Origin of the sequence: Pseudomonas sp. BO3-4, assembly GCF_034044115.1 — a bacterium.
In the GTDB taxonomy this organism is placed as follows: domain Bacteria; phylum Pseudomonadota; class Gammaproteobacteria; order Pseudomonadales; family Pseudomonadaceae; genus Aquipseudomonas; species Aquipseudomonas alloputida.
In genome coordinates, this window is sequence record NZ_CP139018.1 from 1,822,186 (window position 1) to 1,844,460 (window position 22,275).

12 protein-coding genes are annotated in these 22,275 nt (G+C 64.5%); 3 read left to right on the top strand and 9 right to left on the bottom strand.

All coding sequences use genetic code 11. From position 1 onward, the window contains the following. The 6 genes from ccoO (REH59_RS08505) to ccoN (REH59_RS08530) all read right to left on the bottom strand — a co-directional run bounded on the left by ccoO (REH59_RS08505) (position 1) and on the right by ccoN (REH59_RS08530) (position 5,692). Complete coding sequence (ccoO, locus tag REH59_RS08505) at positions 1 to 609, bottom strand: cytochrome-c oxidase, cbb3-type subunit II (protein WP_003254286.1); 609 nt, start codon at positions 607 to 609, stop codon at positions 1 to 3. Beyond that, positions 609 to 2,051: a cytochrome-c oxidase, cbb3-type subunit I gene (gene ccoN / locus REH59_RS08510; protein ID WP_003254284.1), complete on the bottom strand. Its 1,443-nt coding sequence runs from the start codon at positions 2,049 to 2,051 to the stop codon at positions 609 to 611. Before ccoN (REH59_RS08510) ends, ccoO (REH59_RS08505) begins: the two co-directional genes overlap by 1 nt. 456 nt (positions 2,052 to 2,507) lie before the next feature. Next, positions 2,508 to 3,449: a cytochrome-c oxidase, cbb3-type subunit III gene (gene ccoP / locus REH59_RS08515; RefSeq protein ID WP_014859405.1), complete on the bottom strand. Its 942-nt coding sequence runs from the start codon at positions 3,447 to 3,449 to the stop codon at positions 2,508 to 2,510. Further along, the gene (locus REH59_RS08520) at positions 3,446 to 3,640 is read right to left on the bottom strand and encodes a cbb3-type cytochrome oxidase subunit 3 (protein WP_003254282.1); all 195 of its coding nucleotides are present in this window, start codon (positions 3,638 to 3,640) and stop codon (positions 3,446 to 3,448) included. The genes ccoP and REH59_RS08520 overlap by 4 nt, the downstream gene beginning before the upstream one ends. 5 nt (positions 3,641 to 3,645) lie before the next feature. Next, complete coding sequence (gene ccoO / locus REH59_RS08525) at positions 3,646 to 4,254, bottom strand: cytochrome-c oxidase, cbb3-type subunit II (protein ID WP_003254281.1); 609 nt, start codon at positions 4,252 to 4,254, stop codon at positions 3,646 to 3,648. A 13-nt stretch (positions 4,255 to 4,267) separates the two neighbouring features. Then, positions 4,268 to 5,692, bottom strand: coding sequence for a cytochrome-c oxidase, cbb3-type subunit I (gene ccoN / locus REH59_RS08530; protein ID WP_003254280.1), 1,425 nt, complete (start codon positions 5,690 to 5,692; stop codon positions 4,268 to 4,270). A 50-nt stretch (positions 5,693 to 5,742) separates the two neighbouring features. Here ccoN (REH59_RS08530) and REH59_RS08535 point away from each other — a divergent pair, with 50 nt between their 5' ends. Further along, positions 5,743 to 6,435, top strand: a complete 693-nt coding sequence (locus REH59_RS08535; RefSeq protein WP_010955001.1) for an alpha/beta family hydrolase — start codon at positions 5,743 to 5,745, stop codon at positions 6,433 to 6,435. 113 nt (positions 6,436 to 6,548) lie between these two features. On the opposite strand, the gene REH59_RS08540 is transcribed toward REH59_RS08535, so the two are convergent. Then, the gene (locus REH59_RS08540; RefSeq protein ID WP_003254278.1) at positions 6,549 to 6,833 is read right to left on the bottom strand and encodes a pyrimidine/purine nucleoside phosphorylase; all 285 of its coding nucleotides are present in this window, start codon (positions 6,831 to 6,833) and stop codon (positions 6,549 to 6,551) included. 74 nt (positions 6,834 to 6,907) lie between these two features. After that, positions 6,908 to 7,459, bottom strand: coding sequence for an exonuclease domain-containing protein (locus tag REH59_RS08545; protein WP_003254277.1), 552 nt, complete (start codon positions 7,457 to 7,459; stop codon positions 6,908 to 6,910). Between the two features lie 171 nt (positions 7,460 to 7,630). Here REH59_RS08545 and REH59_RS08550 point away from each other — a divergent pair, with 171 nt between their 5' ends. Beyond that, positions 7,631 to 8,431, top strand: a complete 801-nt coding sequence (locus tag REH59_RS08550) for a substrate-binding periplasmic protein (protein WP_014859403.1) — start codon at positions 7,631 to 7,633, stop codon at positions 8,429 to 8,431. Positions 8,432 to 8,471: 40 nt separating this feature from the next. On the opposite strand, the gene REH59_RS08555 is transcribed toward REH59_RS08550, so the two are convergent. After that, positions 8,472 to 9,002: an RNA polymerase factor sigma-70 gene (locus tag REH59_RS08555; protein ID WP_003254275.1), complete on the bottom strand. Its 531-nt coding sequence runs from the start codon at positions 9,000 to 9,002 to the stop codon at positions 8,472 to 8,474. 308 nt (positions 9,003 to 9,310) lie between these two features. Between REH59_RS08555 and REH59_RS08560 the strand changes: the two genes are divergently transcribed. Beyond that, positions 9,311 to 22,264 (top strand): non-ribosomal peptide synthetase, encoded by a 12,954-nt coding sequence (locus REH59_RS08560; RefSeq protein ID WP_265536621.1) that lies wholly within the window; start codon positions 9,311 to 9,313, stop codon positions 22,262 to 22,264. The last annotated feature ends 11 nt before the right edge of the window (positions 22,265 to 22,275 follow it).

Below are 22,275 nucleotides of genomic sequence, written 5' to 3' on the forward strand. Positions count from 1 at the left end.
TCACCGTTTGCTCTTGATGATGGTGCCAAGACCCTGCAGGTACGCGACGATGGCGTCCATTTCGGTCTTGCCCTTGACCGCGTCACGTGCGCCGGCAATGTCGGCGTCGGTGTACGGGGTGCCGAGTGTGCGCAGCACTTCCATCTTCTTCGCGGTGTCTTTGCCGTCGAGCTTGTTCTCGACCAGCCACGGGTAGGACGGCATCTTCGATTCCGGTACCACGTTGCGCGGGTTGTACAGGTGCGCACGGTGCCAGTCATCGGAGTAGCGGCCGCCGACGCGGGCCAAGTCCGGCCCGGTACGCTTGGAGCCCCACAGGAACGGGTGATCCCACACGCTTTCACCGGCTACCGAGTAATGGCCGTACCGCTCGGTTTCGGCACGGAACGGGCGGATCATCTGCGAGTGACAGCCTACGCAGCCTTCGCGGATGTAGATATCGCGGCCTTCCAGCTCCAGCGCGGTGCGCGGCTTCATGCCCTCGACCGGCTTGTTGGTGACGTCCTGGAAAAACAGCGGGACGATCTGGGTCAGGCCACCGACGCTCACGGCGATGACCATGAAGAAGGCCAGCAGGCCTATGTTCTTCTCGACGGCTTCATGCTTCATCAGTGCGCTCCCACAACGACGATCTTGGCGGCCTCTTCAGCCTGTGCCGGGTTGGCGGCACGTACGGTACGGAACACGTTGTAGGCCATCAGCAGCATGCCGCTGGCGAAGAACGCACCGCCCAGGGCGCGGACGATGTAGCCGGGGTGGCTGGCCTGCAGGGCTTCGACGAAGGAGTAGGTGAGGGTGCCGTCATCGTTGATGGCGCGCCACATCAGGCCCTGGGTGATGCCGTTGACCCACATCGAGGCGATGTACAGTACGGTGCCGATGGTGGCCAGCCAGAAGTGCGCGTTGATCAGGCCGATGCTGTGCATCTGCTCGCGGCCGTAGAGTTTCGGGATCATGTGGTACACGGCGCCGATCGAAATCATTGCCACCCAGCCGAGAGCGCCGGCGTGGACGTGGCCGATGGTCCAGTCGGTGTAGTGCGACAGTGAGTTCACGGTCTTGATGGCCATCATCGGGCCTTCGAAGGTGGACATGCCGTAGAACGCCAGCGACACCACCAGGAAGCGCAGGATCGGGTCGGTGCGCAGTTTGTGCCAGGCGCCCGACAGGGTCATCATGCCGTTGATCATGCCGCCCCAGCTTGGCGCCAGCAGGATGATCGACATCACCATGCCCAACGACTGCGCCCAGTCAGGCAGGGCGGTGTAGTGCAGGTGGTGCGGGCCGGCCCAGATGTACAGGGTGATCAGCGCCCAGAAGTGCACGATCGACAAGCGATACGAGTAGATCGGCCGCTCGGCCTGCTTGGGCACGAAGTAGTACATCATCCCCAGGAAACCGGTGGTGAGGAAGAAGCCCACGGCGTTGTGGCCGTACCACCACTGGATCATCGCGTCGGTGGCGCCGGAGTAGGCCGAGTACGACTTGAACAGGCTCACCGGCAGCGAGATGTGGTTGACGATGTGCAGCATCGCGGTGACCACGATGAACGCACCGTAGAACCAGTTGCCGACATAGATGTGCTTGGTCTTGCGCTTGACGATGGTGCCGAAGAACACCAGGCCGTAGGTAACCCAGACGATCGCCAGCAGGATCGCCAGCGGCCACTCGAGCTCGGCGTATTCCTTGGTGGTGGTGTAGCCCATCGGCAGGGTGATCAGCGCGCCGACGATCACGGCTTGCCAACCCCAGAAGGTGAAGGCGGCCATGCTGTCGGAGATCAGCCGGGTCTGGCAGGTGCGCTGCACCACGTAGTAGCTGGTGCCGAACAGCGCACAGCCCCCGAAGGCGAAGATCACCAGGTTGGTGTGCAGCGGGCGCAGGCGGCCGAAGCTGGTCCAGGGAAGGTCCAGGTTCAGCTGCGGCCACACCAGCTGCGAGGCGATGAAGACGCCGAGGCCCATGCCAAGGATCCCCCAGACCACCGTCATGATGGCGAACTGGCGGACGACCTTATAGTTATAAGCAGTCGGACTGATTGCTGTGCTCATTCTAAGGTTCCACGGTTTTGATGTTCTTGTTGGTCGAAAAATCGGCGCCAGTATTGATAACCAGCAAGGTTACCGCAACGCAACTTTGGTACGCCGACCCGTGTCCAGGTCCGATCACTGATGTCCCGCAGGGATCGGGTCTGGGCGATTGTACACAAATAAATATTTGTAATGTGTACCGTTTTTCATATTTTTCTGATCGATCGGTCAAGCTTTTTCGGGGCGGCGTCAGGCTACGCGCCGTGTCTGCATCGGTCCTTTCGGAGCGAAGCCCACTGAGGCAACAAGCTTAGTTCTGTTCGGTGGGGGTGCAAGGGAAGGGGGGCGGCGGTGGGGGCATGGTTTGAGGGGGATGGTGGGGCGGGGGTGTAAGGTTTGATGGTTATGGTGGGGCGGATATCGAGCGCCGCCCGCGCGGCGCTCGATCTCACAGGCGGCAAATCCCTTTCGGCAAACTCACTTGGCCGTCACGGTCTCAGCCGAACCATCCTGCGACAGGCTATACACATAAGCCGCCAGCAGGTGCACCTTGTCATTCCCTTGGATCTCGGCCTGCGCCGGCATTTGCCCTTGGCGACCATAACGAATGGTCTGCTGCAGCTGGGCAAAGCTCGAGCCGTAGATGAACGCCTGCGGGTGGGTCAGGTTCGGTGCGCCCATGGCGGGCGTGCCTTTGCCTTCCGGCCCGTGGCAGGCCACGCAGTTGGCTGCGAAGATCTTCTGCCCGTTCTCCACATCGGCCTTTGCCCCCTCAGGCAGTGTGCGGCCGTCGAGTTTGCTGACCACGAACGCAGCCACGTCGGCCACGCCCTGGTCACCGATCACTTCGGCCCAGGCCGGCATCACGCCATGGCGACCGCTCATGATGGTGGTCTTGATGGTGTCCGGATCGCCGCCCCAGCGCCAGTCATTGTCGGTGAGGTTGGGGAAGCCGAAGGCGCCCTTGGCGTCGGAACCGTGGCACACCGAGCAGTTGGAGGCGAACAGGCGGCTGCCCATTTTCAGCGCCTGCGGGTCCTTCGCCACTTCTTCTACGGGCATGGCGGCGTATTTGGCGAAGATCGGACCGAACCTGGCATCGGCCTTGTCCATTTCCTTCTGCCATTCGTTGGCGCCAGTCCAGCCATTTTCATAGCCCGGCAGGATGCCTTTCCAGTTGCCCAGGCCCGGGTAGAGGATCAGGTAGCCGACCGAGAACGCCAAGGTGCCCACGAACAGCCAGAACCACCACTTGGGCAGCGGGTTGTCGTACTCCTCGATGCCGTCGAAGCTGTGGCCCATGGTTTCGTCGGTGGTGTTGTTGCTCTGGCCCTTGCGTGTGGCGAGCAGTAGCCAGGTCAGGCCAATCAGGCTACCGATGGTCAGTACGCTGATGTACGTACTCCAGAAGGTGGTCATTGCCCGTTACTCCTTTTTGCAGCAGGCTCCTGCCCGGCAGGGGGCAGGCGGTCGTCGACGAAGGGCAGCAGGCGCGCTTCGGCGAAATCACGGTCGCGGCGGCGGTTGAAGACCCACAGGGTGAGGCCGATAAAGGCAATCATCACCACCAGGGTGCCCACACCGCGGATCATGCCGATGTCCATTTCCATCGCACTCACCTCTTGTTCTTGATCGCGGTGCCGAGCACCTGCAGGTAGGCGACCAGAGCGTCCATCTCGGTTTTGCCTTTGACCGCTTCACGGGCGCCGGCAATGTCGTCGTCGGTGTACGGCACGCCCAGGGTGCGCAGGGTGCGCATCTTGACGTCGGTGTGGCTGTTGTCGACCTGCTGGGCAACCAGCCACGGGTAGGACGGCATCTTCGACTCCGGTACCACGTTGCGCGGGTTGTACAGGTGCGCACGGTGCCAGTCGTCCGAGTAGCGGCCACCGACCCGGGCCAGGTCCGGCCCGGTGCGCTTGGAGCCCCACAGGAACGGGTGGTCCCACACGCTTTCACCGGCCACCGAGTAGTGGCCGTACCGCTCGGTTTCGGCACGGAACGGGCGGATCATCTGCGAGTGGCAGCCCACGCAACCTTCGCGGATGTAGACATCGCGGCCTTCCAGTTGCAGCGCGGTATAGGGCTTCATGCCTTCGACCGGTTTGTTGGTGACGTCCTGGAAGAACAGTGGGACGATCTGGGTCAGGCCGCCGATGCTGACGGCAAATACCATCAGCAGGGCCATCAGGCCGACGTTTTTCTCGATGACTTCATGTTTCATCAGGCGTTTCTCCTCAAGCCAACTGGGCGTTCGCAGGGGCGACGTCAAGCGCTGGCGAACGCACGGTGCGCCAGGTGTTCCAGGCCATCAGGAACATGCCGCTGAGGAAGATCGCGCCGCCGACGAAGCGCACGACGAAGCCTGGGTGGCTGGCCACCAAGGTTTCCACGAACGAGTAGGTGAGCGTGCCGTCGCTGTTGACCGCGCGCCACATCAGGCCCTGGGCGATGCCGTTGACCCACATCGAGGCGATGTACAGTACGGTACCAATGGTGGCCAGCCAGAAGTGCGCATTGATCAGGCCGAGGCTGTACATGCGTTCTTTGCCGAACACTTTGGGGATGGTGTGGTACAGCGCGCCGATCGAGATCATCGCTACCCAGCCGAGGGCGCCGGCGTGGACGTGGCCGATGGTCCAGTCGGTGTAGTGGGACAGGGCGTTGACCGTCTTGATGGCCATCATTGGCCCTTCGAAGGTGGACATGCCGTAGAACGCCAGCGACACCACCAGGAAGCGCAGGATCGGGTCGCTGCGCAGTTTGTGCCAGGCGCCCGACAGGGTCATCATGCCGTTGATCATGCCGCCCCAGCTTGGCGCCAGCAGGATCAGCGACATCACCATGCCCAGCGACTGCGCCCAATCGGGCAGGGCGGTGTAGTGCAGGTGGTGCGGGCCGGCCCAGATGTACAGGGTGATCAGCGCCCAGAAGTGCACGATCGACAAGCGATACGAATACACCGGCCGTTCGGCCTGCTTGGGCACGTAGTAGTACATCATCCCCAGGAAGCCTGCGGTCAGGAAGAAGCCCACCGCGTTATGGCCGTACCACCACTGCACCATGGCATCGGTGGCGCCTGCGTAGACCGAATAGGATTTGGTCAGGCTGACCGGCAGCTCCAGGTTGTTGACGATGTGCAGCAGCGCCACGGTCAGGATGAAGGCGCCGAAGAACCAGTTGCCGACGTAGATGTGTTTGGTGTTGCGCTTCATCAGCGTGCCAAAGAACACGATGGCGTAGCCCACCCAGACGATGGTGATCAGAATGTCGATCGGCCATTCCAGTTCGGCGTATTCCTTGGAGCTGGTGTAGCCCAGCGGCAGGCTGATGGCCGCCAGCAGGATAACCAGTTGCCAGCCCCAGAACGTGAACGCGGCCAGGCCCGGTGCGAACAGGGTGGTCTGGCAGGTGCGTTGCACCGAATAATAGGAGGTGGCGAACAGTGCGCAGCCGCCGAACGCGAAGATCACCGCATTGGTATGCAGGGGGCGCAGGCGGCCGAAACTGGTCCAGGGGAGGTCGAAGTTGAGGGACGGCCAGGCGAGCTGGGCGGCGATGAAGACGCCGAGCCCCATCCCGACGATTCCCCACACCACCGTCATGATGGCGAATTGGCGGACCACCTTGTAGTTATAGGCGGTACTGCTGGTTGTGTTCATGTATGGGTTCCCATCCACGGTTATTTGGCAGGCTTTACAGCGAGGCAAGCATGATTAATGGGCAAAGTGCCGGTATTGACGGGGATCAATGGGCGAAGGTCGCAAATGTCCCAGGCTTGCGCTGCGATCCTCCGCGGGTTGCAGGTCAGGATGACTACAAGGGGTGCCTGATTCTGGCCCATGGCGCGGGTGCGCCGATGGACAGCGGGTTCATGGACGAAATGGCGCAAAGGCTTGCGGCGCTTGGGGTAGCGGTAGTGCGCTTCGAGTTCCCGTACATGGCCGAGCGCAGGGTTACCGGTGGCAAGCGGCCGCCGAACCCGCAGAAGGTGTTGCTTGAATGCTGGCGCGAGGTGTACCGGCAAGTGCGACCTTTGGTCGCGGGCAAGCTGGCCGTCGGGGGCAAGTCCATGGGCGGGCGCATGGCGAGCCTGCTGGCCGACGAACTGGGCGCGGATGCGCTGGTGTGCCTGGGCTATCCGTTCTACGCGGTGGGTAAACCCGAGAAGCCACGGGTAGAGCACCTGGCCGAGTTGAAAACACCGACGTTGATCGTGCAGGGCGAGCGGGATGCGCTGGGTAACCGCGAGGCGGTGGCGGGGTATGCGTTGTCGCCGGCGATCGAGGTGAGCTGGTTAGTGGCGGGGGACCATGACCTGAAGCCGTTGAAGGCTTCGGGGTTCAGCCATGAGCAGCATTTGCAGGCGGCGGCTGAACGTGTTGCTGATTTCCTGAAGGATTAGTGGTGGATTCTTCGCGGGTAAACCTGCACCTACAAGGACCGCACACCATCGAAGGTCGGCTCAGCACCCTGTAGGATCAGTTTACCCGCGAAGAGGCCGGAACAGGCCGGCGCTTAGTCGCGGTATTCGCACAGGTAAGCGGTATCCACCTTCACCTGCAGCTGGAACTTGCTGTCAGCCGGCACGTTGAACTTGTCACCGGCGTTGAAGGTTTCCCAGTTGTCGCTACCTGGCAGTTTCACGGTCAGCGCGCCCGATACCACATGCATGATCTCACGCTTGGCAGTGCCGAATTCGTATTCGCCCGGAGCCATGACGCCGACAGTGGCCGGGCCTTCTTCGCCCGAGAATGCGATCGACTTGACGGTGCCGTTGAAGTACTCGTTGACCTGGAACATGGGCGACTCCTGAAAAGAGGTGCTGAAAAAGGGCTGGCCAGTATGCCCAAGGCCACAGGCCTCGTCATCTGCTTTCAGGGGCTGTGGGCGGGCAGGGTCAACGGTAATAGCCGCGCCGTGTTGCGCGCATCTTCCAGGGCCCTGTGCTGTTGCCCGCAAAAGTGCATGCCGGCCAGTTGCAGGGCGCCGTTCAGGCCGGTGGGGCGCTGCAGGTGGCGGGCCTTGGCAAAGCGTTGCTTGAGGTTGATGTGCGGCAATGTGCGCAGCAGGCTGTCGAGGCCGTGCTGCTGCCACTCCTGGTGCAATTGCTGGCGGTCGTAGTCGCCCCAGCTGACCCAGGCCTGAAGCTGCCCGCGGTGGTGCCCCAGCCAGCGCTCGAAGCTTGCCCACACCTCGCGAAACGGCGCGGCGTTGTCCACGTCGGCCTGGCTGATGTGGGTCAGCTCACGGCAGAACGGGGTCAGCTGCGGCCGCCGCCGTGGCTTTACAAAACGCTGGAAATGGTCGACCTCGCGGCCTTCGCGGGTCACCAGGCTTGCGCCGATTTCAATGATTTCCATCTCTGTGACCGGCCACCCACCATCGTCGGTGGTGGCTTCCAGGTCGATCACCAACCAATGGCCCATACCAGGCTCCCATGCAGATCCTGCTAGAGCGTAGCCAATGTACGGGCATACGGCATCCTATGGCATTTTGCCGCCTGCTTTGGCACAAAGAGCAGACGCCAGTAGTTGTGCCGCCCCTGGAAAACGCCTAGCTTAAGCGCATACAGGCATAAACCGTGATGAGTGTCCGTCTTGACTCCAGCGCCCGGCCTCAAGGCCTTGTCCACCCTGATGCTGCTGGCCGTGTTCTGGTTGGCGGCACCGGTATGGGCTGGCGAAGCGGTTGAAGTGAAGATTGGCGCAGCCCATTTCCCGCCTTACACAGTGCGCCCCGAGCAAGGTGCCGATACCGGTTTGCTGCCGCAGTTGGTCGATGCACTCAACCGGGCGCAGCAGCACTATCACTTCGTTCTGGTACCTACGTCTATCCAGCGGCGCTTCGGTGACTTCCAGCAGGGCCGCACCGACATGGCCATTTTCGAGAACCCACAATGGGGCTGGGAGCAGATTGCCCATCAGACCGTAGACATGGGCCTGGAAGATGCCGAAGTGTTCGTCTCCCGCAAGGCAAACGGCAGTGATCCGCGTTACTTCGACGACCTGCGCGGCAAACGCCTGGCCTTGTTCAACGGCTACCACTATGCGTTCGCCAGCTTCAACGCTGACCCCGATTACCTGCGCAAGACATACAACGCGACCCTGACCTATTCCCACGACAGCAACCTGCTGATGGTGCAGGCCGGCCGCGCCGATATCGCCCTGGTCACGCGTTCCTACCTCAGCGATTTCCTGGCACGCAACCCGGCGAGCAGGGCGCAGCTGGTGCCTTCGCAACGCATTGACCAGGTCTATCACCACTACGCCTTGCTGCGCCCGGGGGCGCCTATCGGCGAGCAGACGTTCGCTGCACTGCTGCGTGGCCTGCGTGACAGCGGTGAACTGGCACGGATTTTCGAGCCCTACCGCATCACAGTCAGCACGCGCAGGCCTTGATTCCCGCCCGACGGCCTCGCCAATGTTCTCGAAGAATGACTCAGACCTGCCGGTTGGCGGTCTTGCGGCAATGCACCAGTGCATCGCGGATCATGAAGTTGACCAAAGTCGGCGACACCCCCAGTTCCTTGGCAATGTCCTTTTGCGGTACCCCATGCAGGCGGTACATCTCGAACGCATAGCGGGTACGTTGCGGCAGCTCGTTCAGCGCTTCGGCAATGTCGTCCAGCGCGGCAAGGTTGATATGGGTGGCTTCGGGCGAGGCGTTCTGGATAACCACATTCAGGCCTTCCTCCTCGCTGCCGGAGTACTTCAGCTCCATCGTCTGCTTGCGGTAGTGGTCGATCGCAAGGTTGCGCACGATCTGGAACAGGTAGCTTAGTTGCGCCTTGAACGACGAAGTGATCTGCGGGGCAGCGCCGAGCCGGAAGAAGGCGTCTTGCACCACATCCTCGGCGCGGGAGCGGCAGCCAGTGATGCGGGCAGCAATCTTGACCAGGATGCTGCGGTTGTCGACGAAGGCCTGCAGTAATGGTGAATCGCACTTACTTGTGGATAGTTGTTCCGCCATGGAAATCACCTTGTCACAGAGGGGAAAGGAGGCGCCCAGGGGTGGGTCGCTTCCTACGACGTGCGACAAGCTATTCAGAATGATAATGATTGTCAAATGCGAAACTAAATTATTATTGGGTGTTTCTGTTCTAAGGGGGCATACCTCAAGGTATGCCCCCAACCTTGACGCAGCGCAAAACCCTCACCCCCGCTAATTTCTGCCCCCATCCATCCGTTCCCCTGTGTACATCCCCGGTCGCCGCTCGCTGCCCGCCCATGTTCGCGGCGTAGCCGGCACGCCCTAACAGACACTGGCAGGAACACCCCATGACGGACGCCTTCGAACTCCCGCTCTCGCTGGTCCAGGCCCTGGCGCAACGCGCCGCGCAGACCCCGGACAGGATTGCCCTGCGCTTTCTCGCCGACACCCCCGGCGAGCAGGCCGTGCTCAGCTACCGGGACCTCGACCAGCGTGCACGCACCATCGCCGCTGCCTTGCAGGCGCGCGCCAGCTTCGGTGACCGTGCCGTGTTGCTGTTCCCTAGCGGGCCAGACTACGTGGCGGCGTTTTTTGGCTGCCTGTATGCGGGCGTGATCGCAGTGCCGGCTTACCCGCCGGAGTCCGCGCGGCAGCATCACCAGGCGCGTTTGCTGTCGATCATCGCCGATGCCGAGCCGCGCCTGCTGCTGACCGTGGCGGCACTGCACGACAACCTGAACGGCCTGGAGGCACTGGCGGCAGATAACGCGCCCGAGCTGCTTGCCGTGGATGGCCTGGACCCGTTGCTGGCCTCGAGCTGGCACGCGCCCGAGCTCCAACGCGATGACATCGCCTTCCTGCAGTACACCTCCGGCTCCACCGCGCTGCCCAAGGGGGTGCAGGTCAGCCATGGCAACCTGGTGGCCAACGAGCAGCTGATCCGCCAAGGCTTTGGCATCGACCTCAACCCCGACGACGTGATCGTCAGCTGGCTACCGCTGTACCATGACATGGGCCTGATCGGCGGCCTGCTGCAGCCAATCTTCAGTGGCGTGCCTTGCGTGCTGATGTCGCCGGGGTACTTCCTGGCCCGGCCATTGCGCTGGTTGCAGGCCATCAGCGAATACGGTGGCACCATCAGCGGTGGTCCCGACTTCGCTTATCGCCTGTGCAGCGAGCGGGTCAGCGAGGCTTCGCTGGCCGGGCTCGACCTGAGCCGCTGGCGCGTCGCCTATTCCGGCTCCGAGCCGATCCGCCAGGACAGCCTGGCCACCTTTGCCGACAAGTTCCAGGCCTGCGGCTTCGACCCGCAGAGCTTCTTTGCCAGTTATGGCCTGGCCGAAGCCACCCTGTTCGTCAGCGGCAGCCGTCGTGGCCAGGGCATCGCTGCACTGGAGCTGGACGCCGAAGCCTTCGCTGGCAACCGCGCCGAGCCAGGCAAAGGCAGCGTGCTGATGAGCTGTGGCTACCCGCAGCCCGGGCATGCGGTACGCATTGTCGAGCCGCAGCACTTGCAGGTGCTGGGCGACAACCAGATCGGCGAAATCTGGGCCGGTGGCCCGAGCATCGCGCTGGGTTACTGGCGCAACCCTGAAGCCAGCGCCCGTACGTTCGTCGAAATGGACGGCCAGACCTGGCTGCGTACCGGCGACCTGGGTTTCATGCGTGAGGGCGAGGTGTTCGTTACCGGGCGCCTGAAAGACATGCTGATCGTGCGCGGACAGAACCTGTACCCGCAGGACCTGGAAAAAAACCTCGAGCGCGAAGTTCAGGTGCTGCGTAAAGGCCGTGTGGCGGTGTTCGCCGTCGAGCACCAAGGCGAGGAGGGCATCGGTGTCGCGGTGGAGATCAGCCGCAACGTGCAAAAGGCACTCAAGCCCCAGGACCTGATCAAGACCCTGCGCCAGGTCATTGCCGACGCCTGCCGACAGGCCCCGGCCGTGGTCCTGCTGCTGAACCCCGGCGCGCTGCCGAAGACCTCCAGCGGCAAGTTGCAGCGCTCTGCCTGCCGCCTGCGCATGGACGATGGCAGCCTGGACTGCTATGCCCGTTTCCCTGAGGTGAGCGAAGCCGGTACCCGTGCAACCGCTGGCGATGACCTGCAAGCACGCATCGCCGCTGTGTGGCGCGACATCCTCAAGGTAGAGGCGGTGGCCGCGGACGACCACTTCCTGCTGCTGGGCGGTAACTCCATCGCCGCCACCCAGGCCACAGCGCGCCTGGCCGATGAGTTGGGTATCGACCTGAGCCTGCGTACCCTGTTCGAGGCGCCGGTACTGGCCGACTACAGCAAGGCTGTGGCACAGATCATCGCCGATGGCGCTGCAGCCACAACGGCCATCACCACGCTGGATCGCGCCCAGGCGTTGCCTCAGTCGCTGGCGCAAAGCCGCTTGTGGCTGCTGTGGCAGCTGGAACCGCAATCAGCGGCCTACAACATTCCTGCCGGCTTGCACCTGCATGGCGAGCTGGATATCAACGCTCTGCAAGTCGCCTTCCAGGCGCTGGTGGCGCGCCACGAGTCGCTGCGTACCGTGTTCAGTGAAGAGCGCGGTCAGGCGCTGCAGCGTATCCTGCCGCAGCAGCCATTCAGCCTGCACCGCCTGGACCTTGAAGGGCACTCGCCCGAGCAGGTTGCCGCGCAGCGTGAAACCGAGGCCCGCCAGCCGTTCGACCTCACCCAGGGGCCGCTGTTGCGGGTAACCCTGGTGCGCCTGGGCGACGAAGAGCATCAGCTGTGGGTGACCCTGCACCACATCGTTGCCGACGGCTGGTCGCTGAACATCCTGCTCGAAGAGTTCGCCAAGCTGTATGCCGCTCGCTGCCAAGGCCTGGAGGCCAACCTGGCGCCGCTGCCCCTGGGTTACGCCGACTACGGCAGCTGGCAGCGGCAATGGCTGGCTGACGGTGAAGCCGAACGCCAGTTGCAGTACTGGAAGGCACACCTTGGTGGTGAGCTGCCGGCGCTCGACCTGTGCACTGACCATCCGCGCACCAGCCAGCGCGAGCACAGCGCTGCGCGCTTCAACCTCAAGGTGCCGACCAGGCTTGGCGAAGCGCTCAAGGGCCTTGCCCACCAGCAGCAGGCCAGCCTGTTCATGGTCCTGCTGGCAGGTTGGCAGGCGCTGCTGCAGCGCTACAGCGGCCAGGCCGATATCCGCGTCGGCGTGCCCAACGCCAACCGCCCGCGCCTGGAAACCCAAGGCATGGTCGGTTTCTTCATCAATTCGCAGGTGCTGCGCGCGCAATTCGATGGCCGTCACTCGTTTACCCAGTTGCTGACCCAGGTACGACAGGCCACGTTGCAAGCCCAGGCTAATCAGGACCTGCCCTTCGAACAGCTTGTCGAAGCCCTGCCCGATGCGCGCGAGCAGGGCCTGTTCCAGGTCATGTTCAACCACCAGCAACGCGACCTGTCAGCCCTGCGGCGTCTGCCGGGGCTGTTGGCCGAAGAGCTGGCGTGGCACAGCCGCGAAGCCAAGTTCGACTTGCAGTTGCACAGTGAGGAGGACCATCTGGGCCGCCTGAGCCTGGCCTTCGACTACGCCACGGAGCTGTTCGAAGCCAGCACCGTCGAACGTCTGGCCCATCACCTGCTGGCGCTGCTGGAACAGGTGTGTGCCGCGCCGCAGCAGGCGCTGGGCGACGTGCAACTGCTGGATGAGCCCGGCCGTGCGCAACTGCTGGGTTGGGGCCAGGCACCGGCCGCCGCAGCGCAGCACCTGTTGGTCGAACAACTCAATGAGCAGGCACGCCTGATGCCGCAACGCACCGCCCTGGTTTGGGACGGAGGCAGCCTGGATTACGCCGGGCTGCACCAGCAAGCCAACCGCCTGGCCCACTACCTGCGTGACAAAGGCGTCGGCCCCGATACCTGTGTGGCCATTGCCATCGAGCGCTCACCGCAATTGCTGGTCGGCCTGCTAGCCATTCTCAAGGCTGGCGGTGCCTACGTGCCGCTGGATGTCGATTACCCTGCCGAACGCCTGGCCTACATGCTGGCCGACTGCGACGCCCGTTTGCTATTGAGCCACAGCAGCCTGCTGGGCAAGCTGCCGCAGGTCGACGGTGTCAGCGCCATTGCCCTCGACCAGTTGCACCTGGACAGCTGGCCCAGCCATGCCCCCGGCCTGCACCTGCACGGCGACAACCTGGCCTACGTTATCTATACCTCCGGCTCCACCGGGCAGCCCAAGGGCGTAGGCAATACCCATGCGGCGCTGGCCGAGCGCCTGCAGTGGATGCAGACGACCTATGCGCTGAATGACAGCGACGTGCTGATGCAGAAGGCGCCGATCAGTTTCGATGTCTCGGTGTGGGAATGCTTCTGGCCGTTGGTCACCGGCTGCAAGCTGGTGCTCGCCGGCCCCGGTGAACACCGCGACCCACAGCGTATCGCTGCCCTGGTGCAGGCTTATGGGGTGACTACGTTGCACTTTGTACCGCCGCTGTTGCAGGTGTTCGTCCAGGAGCCGCAGGCAGGTGCCTGCAGTAGCTTGCGCCGGGTGTTCTCGGGTGGTGAAGCGTTGTCCGCCGCGCTGCGTGACCGCTTGCTGCAGGTGCTGCCGCAGGTGCAACTGCACAACCGGTACGGCCCGACCGAAACCGCCATCAACGTCACCCACTGGCACTGCCAGGTGGCGGACGGCGAGCGCTCGCCCATCGGCCGCCCGCTGGGCAATGTGCTGTGCCGCGTGCTGGACGATGAGCTGGAACTGAGCGCCCCCGGTGTGCCGGGCGAGCTGTACCTCGGTGGCGCGGGCCTGGCCCGTGGTTACCTGGGCCGCCCCGGCCTCACTGCCGAGCGCTTCGTACCCCAGGCCGACGGCAACGGTCAGCGTCTGTACCGCAGTGGCGATCGCGCGCGCTGGCAGGTTCAGCTGGAGGCCCTGGAATACCTTGGCCGCCTCGACCAGCAGGTAAAGGTGCGTGGTTTCCGCGTCGAGCCCGAGGAAGTGCAGGCCTGCCTGCTGGCACAGGCGGGTGTGGAACAGGCGCTGGTGCTGATACACAAGGACGTCGTTGGCGCGCAACTGGTCGGCTATTACAGTGGCAGCGCTCAGCCTGCCGAGGTGCTGGCCGTGCTGGCTGAGCAATTGCCAGCCTACATGGTGCCGGCGCAACTCATCCCTTTGGCACAGATGCCACTGGGCCCCAGCGGCAAGGTCGACCGCAAGGCACTGCCTGCCCCAGTGTGGCAGCAGCGTGAGCATGTCGAGCCACGAACCGAGCTGCAACAACAGGTCGCAGCCATCTGGCGCGACGTGTTGAATCTGCCGCGCATTGGCCTGCAGGACGACTTCTTCGCCCTCGGTGGCCACTCGTTGCTGGCGACTCAGATCGTTTCGCGCACCCGTCAGGCCTGCGATGTCGAGCTGCCGCTCAAGGCCCTGTTCGAAACCAGCGAGCTGGGCGCCTTCTGTGCCGAGATCGCCCGCCTGCGCGCGGCCGGCGAGCGCAATCTGCAAGGTGCAATCGCCCGTGTCGACCGCCGTCAGGCGGTGCCGCTGTCGTACTCGCAGCAGCGAATGTGGTTCCTCTGGCAGATGGAGCCGGACAGCCCGGCGTACAACGTCGGCGGCATGGCACGCCTGCGCGGCACCCTGCATGTGGACGCCTTCGAGCGTGCGCTGCAGGCGCTGATCGTGCGCCACGAAACCTTGCGCACCACGTTCCCCAGCATCGACGGCGTGCCGTACCAGTGCGTGGCCGAAGACAGCGGCCTGCATCTGGACTGGCAAGACTTCAGCGCTTTGTCAGACGATGCCTGCCAGCAACGTTTGCAACAACTGGCCGACGACCAGGCGCACCAGCCCTTCGACCTGGAGCGGGGGCCGCTGCTGCGCGCCTGCCTGGTCAAGGCAAACGAGCGCGAGCACTTCTTCGTGCTGACGCTGCACCACATCGTCACCGAAGGCTGGGCCATGGACATCTTCGCCCGCGAGCTGGGCGAGCTGTACGAAGCCTTTGTCGATGACCGCGAATCGCCACTGGCGCCGCTGCCGGTGCAGTACCTGGACTACAGCGTGTGGCAACGGCAATGGCTGGAAAGCGGCGAGGGCGCTCGTCAACTGGCCTACTGGAAGCACCGCCTGGGCGACGAGCACCCGGTGCTGGCGTTGCCTGCCGACCGCCCGCGTCCGGCAGTCCAGAGCCACCGTGGCGCGCTGTACCGCTTCGAACTCGATCCGGCACTGGTGGCCCGCGTGCATGCTTTCAATAGCCAGCGCGGCCTGACCCTGTTCATGACCATGACCGCCACCCTGGCCGCCTTGCTGCACCGTTACAGTGGCCAGCGCGACCTGCGTATCGGCGCGCCGGTGGCCAATCGCATCCGCCCGGAAAGCGAAGGCCTGATCGGCGCTTTCCTCAACACCCAGGTGCTGCGCTGCGAGCTGGACGGCCAGATGACCGCCAGCGCGCTGCTGGAGCAGATTCGCCAGGCTGCCATCGAAGGCCAATCGCACCAGGACCTGCCATTCGACCAACTGGTAGAGGCCCTGCAGCCCCCACGCAGCAGTGCCTACAACCCGCTGTTCCAGGTGATGTGCAACGTGCAGCGCTGGGCCTTCCAGCAAAGCCGCACGCTGGCCGGCATGCAGGTGGACTATCTGGTCAACGATGCCAGCGCCACCAAGTTCGACCTGTACCTGGAGGTGACCGACCTGGACGGCCGGCTGGGCTGCTGCCTGACCTACAGCCGCGACCTGTTCGACGCGCCGCGTATCGCGCGCATGGCCGAGCATTGGCAACAACTGCTGGTCGGTTTGCTCGACAACCCGCAACACCGCCTGTGCGAACTGCCGATGCTGAGCAGTGCCGAGCAACAAGTGCTTACAGGCCAATTGCAGGGCGAACACGATTTCGTCCTTGGCCAGACCCTCCACGGTCTGTTCGCCGCCCAGGCCGCGCGCACGCCACAGGCTGGCGCGCTGACCTTCGCCGGCCAGCACTTGACCTACGCCGAGCTCGACCAGCAGGCCAACCGCCTGGCGCGTGCCCTGCGCGAACGAGGTGTCGGCCCGCAGGTGCGGGTGGGCCTGGCGCTGGAGCGCTCGCTGGAAATGGTCGTCGGCCTGCTGGCCATCCTCAAGGCCGGCGGCGCCTATGTACCGCTCGACCCCGAGTACCCGCTCGACCGCCTGCGCTACATGATCGAAGACAGCCGCATCGGCTTGCTGCTCAGCCAGCGTGCGCTGCTGCGCACCCTGGGCGAGCTGCCTGAAGGCGTGGCCAGCTGGAGCCTGGAAGACGATGCCGCCAGCCTGGCGGCCTACAGCGATGCGCCGCTGGACAACCTCAGCCTGCCGCAGCACCAGGCTTACCTGATCTACACCTCAGGCTCTACCGGCAAACCCAAGGGCGTGGTGGTCAGCCATGGCGAGTTCGCCATGCACTGCCAGGCGGTGATCGCTGCATTCGGCATGCGCAGCGATGACTGCGAGCTGCACTTCTATTCCATCAACTTCGACGCTGCCAGCGAGCGCCTATGGGTGCCGCTGTTGTGTGGCGCGCGCGTGGTGTTGCGCGCCCAGGGGCAGTGGGGCGCCGAGGACATCTGCCAGTTGGTGCGCGAGCAGCAGGTGAGCATTCTGGGCTTTACCCCCAGCTACGGCAGCCAGTTGGCGCAGTACCTGGGCGGGCGGGGCGAACAATTGCCGGTACGCCTGGTGATTACCGGGGGCGAGGCGCTGACCGGCGAGCACCTGCAACGTATTCGCCAGGCCTTTGCGCCGCAGCAGTGCTTCAATGCCTACGGCCCGACCGAAACCGTGGTCATGCCGCTGGCGTGCCTGGCCCCAGAGGCCTTGCCAGCAGACCTTGGCAGCGTACCGATCGGCCGCGTCATCGGTAGCCGTACGGCCTACATCCTCGACGAGGATCTGGCCTTGTTGCCGCAAGGCGGTATTGGCGAACTGTACGTCGGCGGTGCCGGCCTGGCCCAGGGTTACCACGACCGGCCAGGCCTCACTGCCGAGCGCTTTGTCGCCGACCCGTTCAGTGCCGAAGGCGGGCGCCTGTACCGTACCGGCGACCTGGTACGTCTGGGTACCGATGGCCTGGTGGAGTATGTCGGCCGTGCCGACCAGCAGGTGAAGATCCGCGGCTTCCGCATCGAACTGGGCGAAATCGAGAGCCGCCTGCAAGCGCACGAGGCTGTCGACGAGGCCGTCGTGCTGGCGCTGGACTTGCCGGGCGGCAAGCAACTGGTGGGCTATCTGGTGTGCAGGCAGGCCACCGCCGGTAACGACGTGCAACAACTGCTGCGCGAAGCGGTGAAAGCCGATGCCCGCCAGCACCTGCCCGACTACATGGTGCCTGCGCACCTGGTGCTGCTCGATAGCCTGCCGCTGATGGGCAACGGCAAGCTCGACCGCCGTGCGCTGCCGCTGCCGGACCTTGAGCAGGCGCGCCAGCAATACCAGTCCCCTGGCAATGAGGTGGAAGCACAGTTGGCGCAGATCTGGCGCGATGTGCTCAACGTTGCCCGGGTCGGCGTGCAGGACAACTTCTTCGAGCTGGGGGGCGACTCGATCCTGTCGATTCAGGTGGTCAGCCGCGCCCGGCAGGCCGGCTTGCAATTCACCCCACGCGACCTGTTCCAGCATCAGACCATCCAGACCCTGGCAACTGTGGTTCAGCTCAGCGAAGCCGCGAGCACCGTCGAGCAAGGCCTGCGCCAGGGCCAGGCCGGGCTGACGCCGATCCAGCACTGGTTCTTCGACAGTGACCTGCCACAGCCGCAACACTGGAACCAGGCTGTGCTGCTGGAGGTGCGCCAACCCTTGGTTGAGGCCACCCTTGAACAGGCATTGGCTGCGCTGGTGCAGCACCATGACAGCCTGCGCCTGCGCTTCAGCGACGCCCAGGGCCGCTGGCAGGCACAGTACGCGCAGCCTGGCGCCGAGCAACTGCTGTGGAGCGCCACTGTCGCCGATTTCAATGATTGTCAGGCCCTCTACACTGACGTGCAGCGCAGCCTGGACCTGCAACAGGGGCCGCTGCTGCGCGCCTTGCTGGTGCGTGACGGGCAGGGCACCCAGCGGTTGCTGCTGGCGATTCATCACCTGGTGGTTGATGGCGTGTCCTGGCGGGTGCTGCTGGAAGACCTGCAGGCGCTGTACCGTGGCCAGCCTCTGCCGGCCAAGACCCACGCCGTCGGCGACTGGGCGGCGCGCCTGGCCAGCTACGCCGGCAGCGATTCGCTGCGTGACGAACTGGCCTGGTGGCAAGGCCAGCTGGGCGGTGTGCGTCGCGAATTGCCGTGCGACCATCCGCAGGGCGGCAATTTGCATCGCCACGCTCAAACCCTGGCCATCGGCCTGGACGTGGAGCAAACCCGGCAGCTGTTGCAACTGGCCCCGGCGGCTTACCACACCCAGGTCAACGACCTGCTGTTGACTGCACTGGCACGGGCCTTGTGCCGCTGGAGTGGCGATGAAGAAGTGCTGGTGCAGCTCGAAGGCCATGGCCGTGACGGGTTGTTCGAAGACATGGACCTGACCCGCAGCGTCGGCTGGTTTACCAATGCCTACCCACTGAGCCTGCGTCCGCTGCCAGGTGAAGACGACGCGGCGCGGGCCGGTTCGATCAAGCGCATCAAGGAACAACTGCGCCATGTACCGCACAAGGGCCTGGGCTACGGCGTACTGCGCTACCTGGCGGATGCCGCCGGGCGCGAGCAGATGGCGGCTTTGCCGCAGGCGCGCATCACCTTCAACTACCTGGGCCAGTTCGACCAGCAGTTCGACAGTGCGGCCTTGTTCCAGCCCCTGGAAGCCCCGGCCGGGTTGGCGCATGATCTCGATGCGCCGTTGCCCAACTGGTTGAGCGTCGATGGCCAGGTGTATGGCGGTGCTCTGCAACTGCGCTGGACCTTCAGCGCCGAGCGCTACGACCAGCAGACCATCGCGCGTCTGGCTGAGGGCTATCGTCAGGAGCTGCTGGCGCTGGTCGCGCATTGCCTGGCCGATGGCAATGGCAGCTTCACCCCATCGGACTTCCCGCTGGCGCACCTGACTCAGGAGCAGATCGACGCATTGCCGGTCCCGGCCGCGCAGATCGAGGACGTTTACCCGCTGACGCCGATGCAGGAAGGCATGCTGCTGCACACCCTGCTGGAGCCGGGCACTGGCCTGTACTACATGCAGGACCGCTACCGCATCAACAGCGCCCTCGACCCCGAGCGTTTCGCCCAGGCCTGGCAGGCCGTGGTGGCGCGCCACGAAGCGTTGCGCGCCTCGTTCAGCTGGAACAGCGGCGAGGCGATGCTGCAAATCATCCACAAGCCGGGCAACCTGGCGGTGGACTACCAGGACTGGCGCGGCCTGGCCGACGATGCCCAGGAGCAGCGCCTGCAGGCCCTGCACAAGCAGGAGCGCGAGGCCGGCTTTGCCTTGCTCAGCGAGGCACCGTTCCACCTGCGCCTGGTGCGCGTGGCCGATGAACGCTACTGGTTCATGATGAGCAACCACCACATCCTTATCGATGCCTGGTGCCGCTCGCTGTTGATGAACGATTTCTTCGAGGTCTACCAGGCCCTTGGCGAAGGCCGTCAGGCCCAACTGCCGGTGCCACCGCGTTACCGCGATTACATCGGTTGGCTGCAACGCCAGGGTCTGGACGACGCACGCGCCTGGTGGCAGGCCAACCTGGCCGGCTTCGAACGTGCCACAGCCATCCCGAGCGACCGCCCGCTGCGCCATGACCACGCCGGTAGCGGCATGGTCGTCGGCGATTGTTATACCCGCCTTGAGGTGAATGATGGCGTGCGTCTGCGCGAACTGGCCCAGGCCCATCAGCTCACCGTCAACACTTTCGCCCAGGCGGCCTGGGCCCTGGTGCTGTCGCGCTACAGCGGCGACCGCGACGTGGCCTTTGGCGTAACCGTGGCCGGGCGCCCGGTGAGCATGCCGCAGATGCAGCGCACCGTCGGCCTGTTCATCAACAGCGTGGCCCTGCGCGTGCAGTTGCCCGCGGCGGGTGAGCGCTGCAGTGTGCGCCAGTGGCTGCAAGGCCTGCTGCAAAGCAACATGGAGCTGCGCGAGTACGAATACCTGCCGCTGGTGGCGATCCAGGCGTGCAGCGAGCTGCCCAAGGGCCAGCCGCTGTTCGACAGCCTGTTCGTGTTCGAGAATGCGCCGGTTGAAACCGCCGTGCTCGATCACGCCCAGCACCTGAACGCCAGCTCCGACTCGGGCCGTACCCACACCAACTTCCCGCTGACGGCGGTGTGTTACCCGGGTGATGACCTGGGCCTGCACCTGTCGTTTGACCAGCGTTACTTCGATTACCCGACCGTCGAGCGCCTGCTGGCCGAGTTCAAGCGCCTGCTGCTGGCGCTGGTACAAGGTTTTGAAGGGGAGGTGAGCGAGCTAGCGCTGCTGAGCGCCCAGGAGCAAGGCTTCCTGCTGGAGGACTGCAACCGGACCGAGCGGGTTTATCCGCTGGAACAGAGCTACATCGCGCAGTTCGAAGCGCAGGTCGTGGCGCATCCACAGCGTACCGTGGCCCGCTGCCTGGAGGCATCCTATGATTACGCCGGGCTGAACCTGGCGGCCAACCGCCTGGGCCATGCGCTGGTGGCTGCCGGCGTCTGCGTGGACCAGCCAGTGGCACTGCTTGCCGAGCGTGGGTTGCCGCTGCTGGGCATGATTGTCGGCAGCTTCAAGGCCGGCGCCGGCTACCTGCCGCTGGACCCGGGCCTGCCGGCGGCGCGCCTGCAAAGCATCATCCAGCTCAGCCGCACGCCAGTGTTGGTGTGCAGCGCGGCCTGCGCCGAGCAGGGGCGGCAGTTGCTCGGTGAGCTGGAGACTGCACTGCGGCCGCGACTGCTGGTCTGGGAAGACGTCCAGGCCAACCCGATCGCAAGCCACAACCCGGGTATCCACAGTGGCCCGGACAACCTCGCCTACGTGATCTACACCTCAGGCTCGACCGGTCTGCCGAAAGGGGTGATGGTCGAGCAGCGCGGCATGCTCAACAACCAGCTGAGCAAGGTGCCTTACCTGGCGCTGAGCGAGCAGGACGTGATTGCCCAGACCGCCTCGCAAAGCTTCGACATCTCGGTCTGGCAGTTCCTGGCTGCGCCGCTGTTCGGCGCCAAGGTTGAGATCGTGCCTAACGCCATCGCCCACGACCCGCAAGGCCTGCTGGCGCACGTGCAGGCCACCGGCATCACCGTGCTGGAGAGCGTGCCGTCCCTGATCCAGGGCATGCTGGCCAGCGACCACCAGGCCCTCGACGGCCTGCGCTGGATGCTGCCGACCGGCGAGGCCATGCCACCGGAGCTGGCGGCGCAGTGGCTGCAGCGCTACCCGCAGATCGGCCTGGTCAATGCCTATGGCCCGGCGGAGTGCTCGGATGACGTGGCGTTCTTCCGCGTCGATGCCGCCTCGACCCAAGGCAGCTACCTGCCAATCGGCACGCCAACCGATAACAACCGGCTGTACCTGTTCGGTGAGGACCAGGCGCTGGTGCCGCTGGGTGCGGTGGGCGAGCTGTGCGTGGCGGGTACGGGTGTAGGCCGTGGCTACGTCGGTGACCCGGTGCGCACGGCGCTGGCGTTCATCCCTCACCCTTACGGGGCGCCGGGCGAACGCCTGTACCGTACCGGTGACCTGGCGCGGCAACGCCCGGACGGCGTGCTGGAATATGTCGGTCGCATCGACCACCAGGTGAAGATTCGCGGCTATCGCATCGAACTGGGCGAAATCGAGGCCCGGCTGCATGAGCAGGCGGAAATTCGCGATGCTGCCGTGGCGGTGCAGGAGGGTGTGAACGGCAAGCATCTGGTTGGCTACCTGGTGGCGCACCAAGGCGTCAGTGCCGATGCCGCGTTGCTGGAGCAGGTCAAGCAACGACTGCGTGCCGAGTTGCCGGAGTACATGGTGCCCTTGCACTGGGGCTGGTTCGACAGCTTGCCGCACAACGCCAACGGCAAGCTCGACCGCAAGGCCCTGCCAGCCATCGACATCGGCGTGCAGCATAGCCAGGCCTATCAGGCGCCACGTAACGACCTGGAGGACCTGTTGGCGGGCATCTGGGCCGATGTGCTCAAAGCCGAGCGGGTGGGGGTGCACGACAACTTCTTCGAGCTGGGCGGGCATTCGCTGCTGGCCACGCAGATCGCTTCGCGGGTGCAGAAGCAGCTACAGCTGAACGTGCCGCTGCGGGCGATGTTCGAGTGCAGCACGGTGGAGGCGTTGGCCGAGTATGTTCAGGGGCTGCAGGGCAGTGCGCTGGATGATGACAAGGTCGACCGGCTCAGTGACCTGATGGCGGAACTGGAGGGGTTGTGATGGGCAGGGGC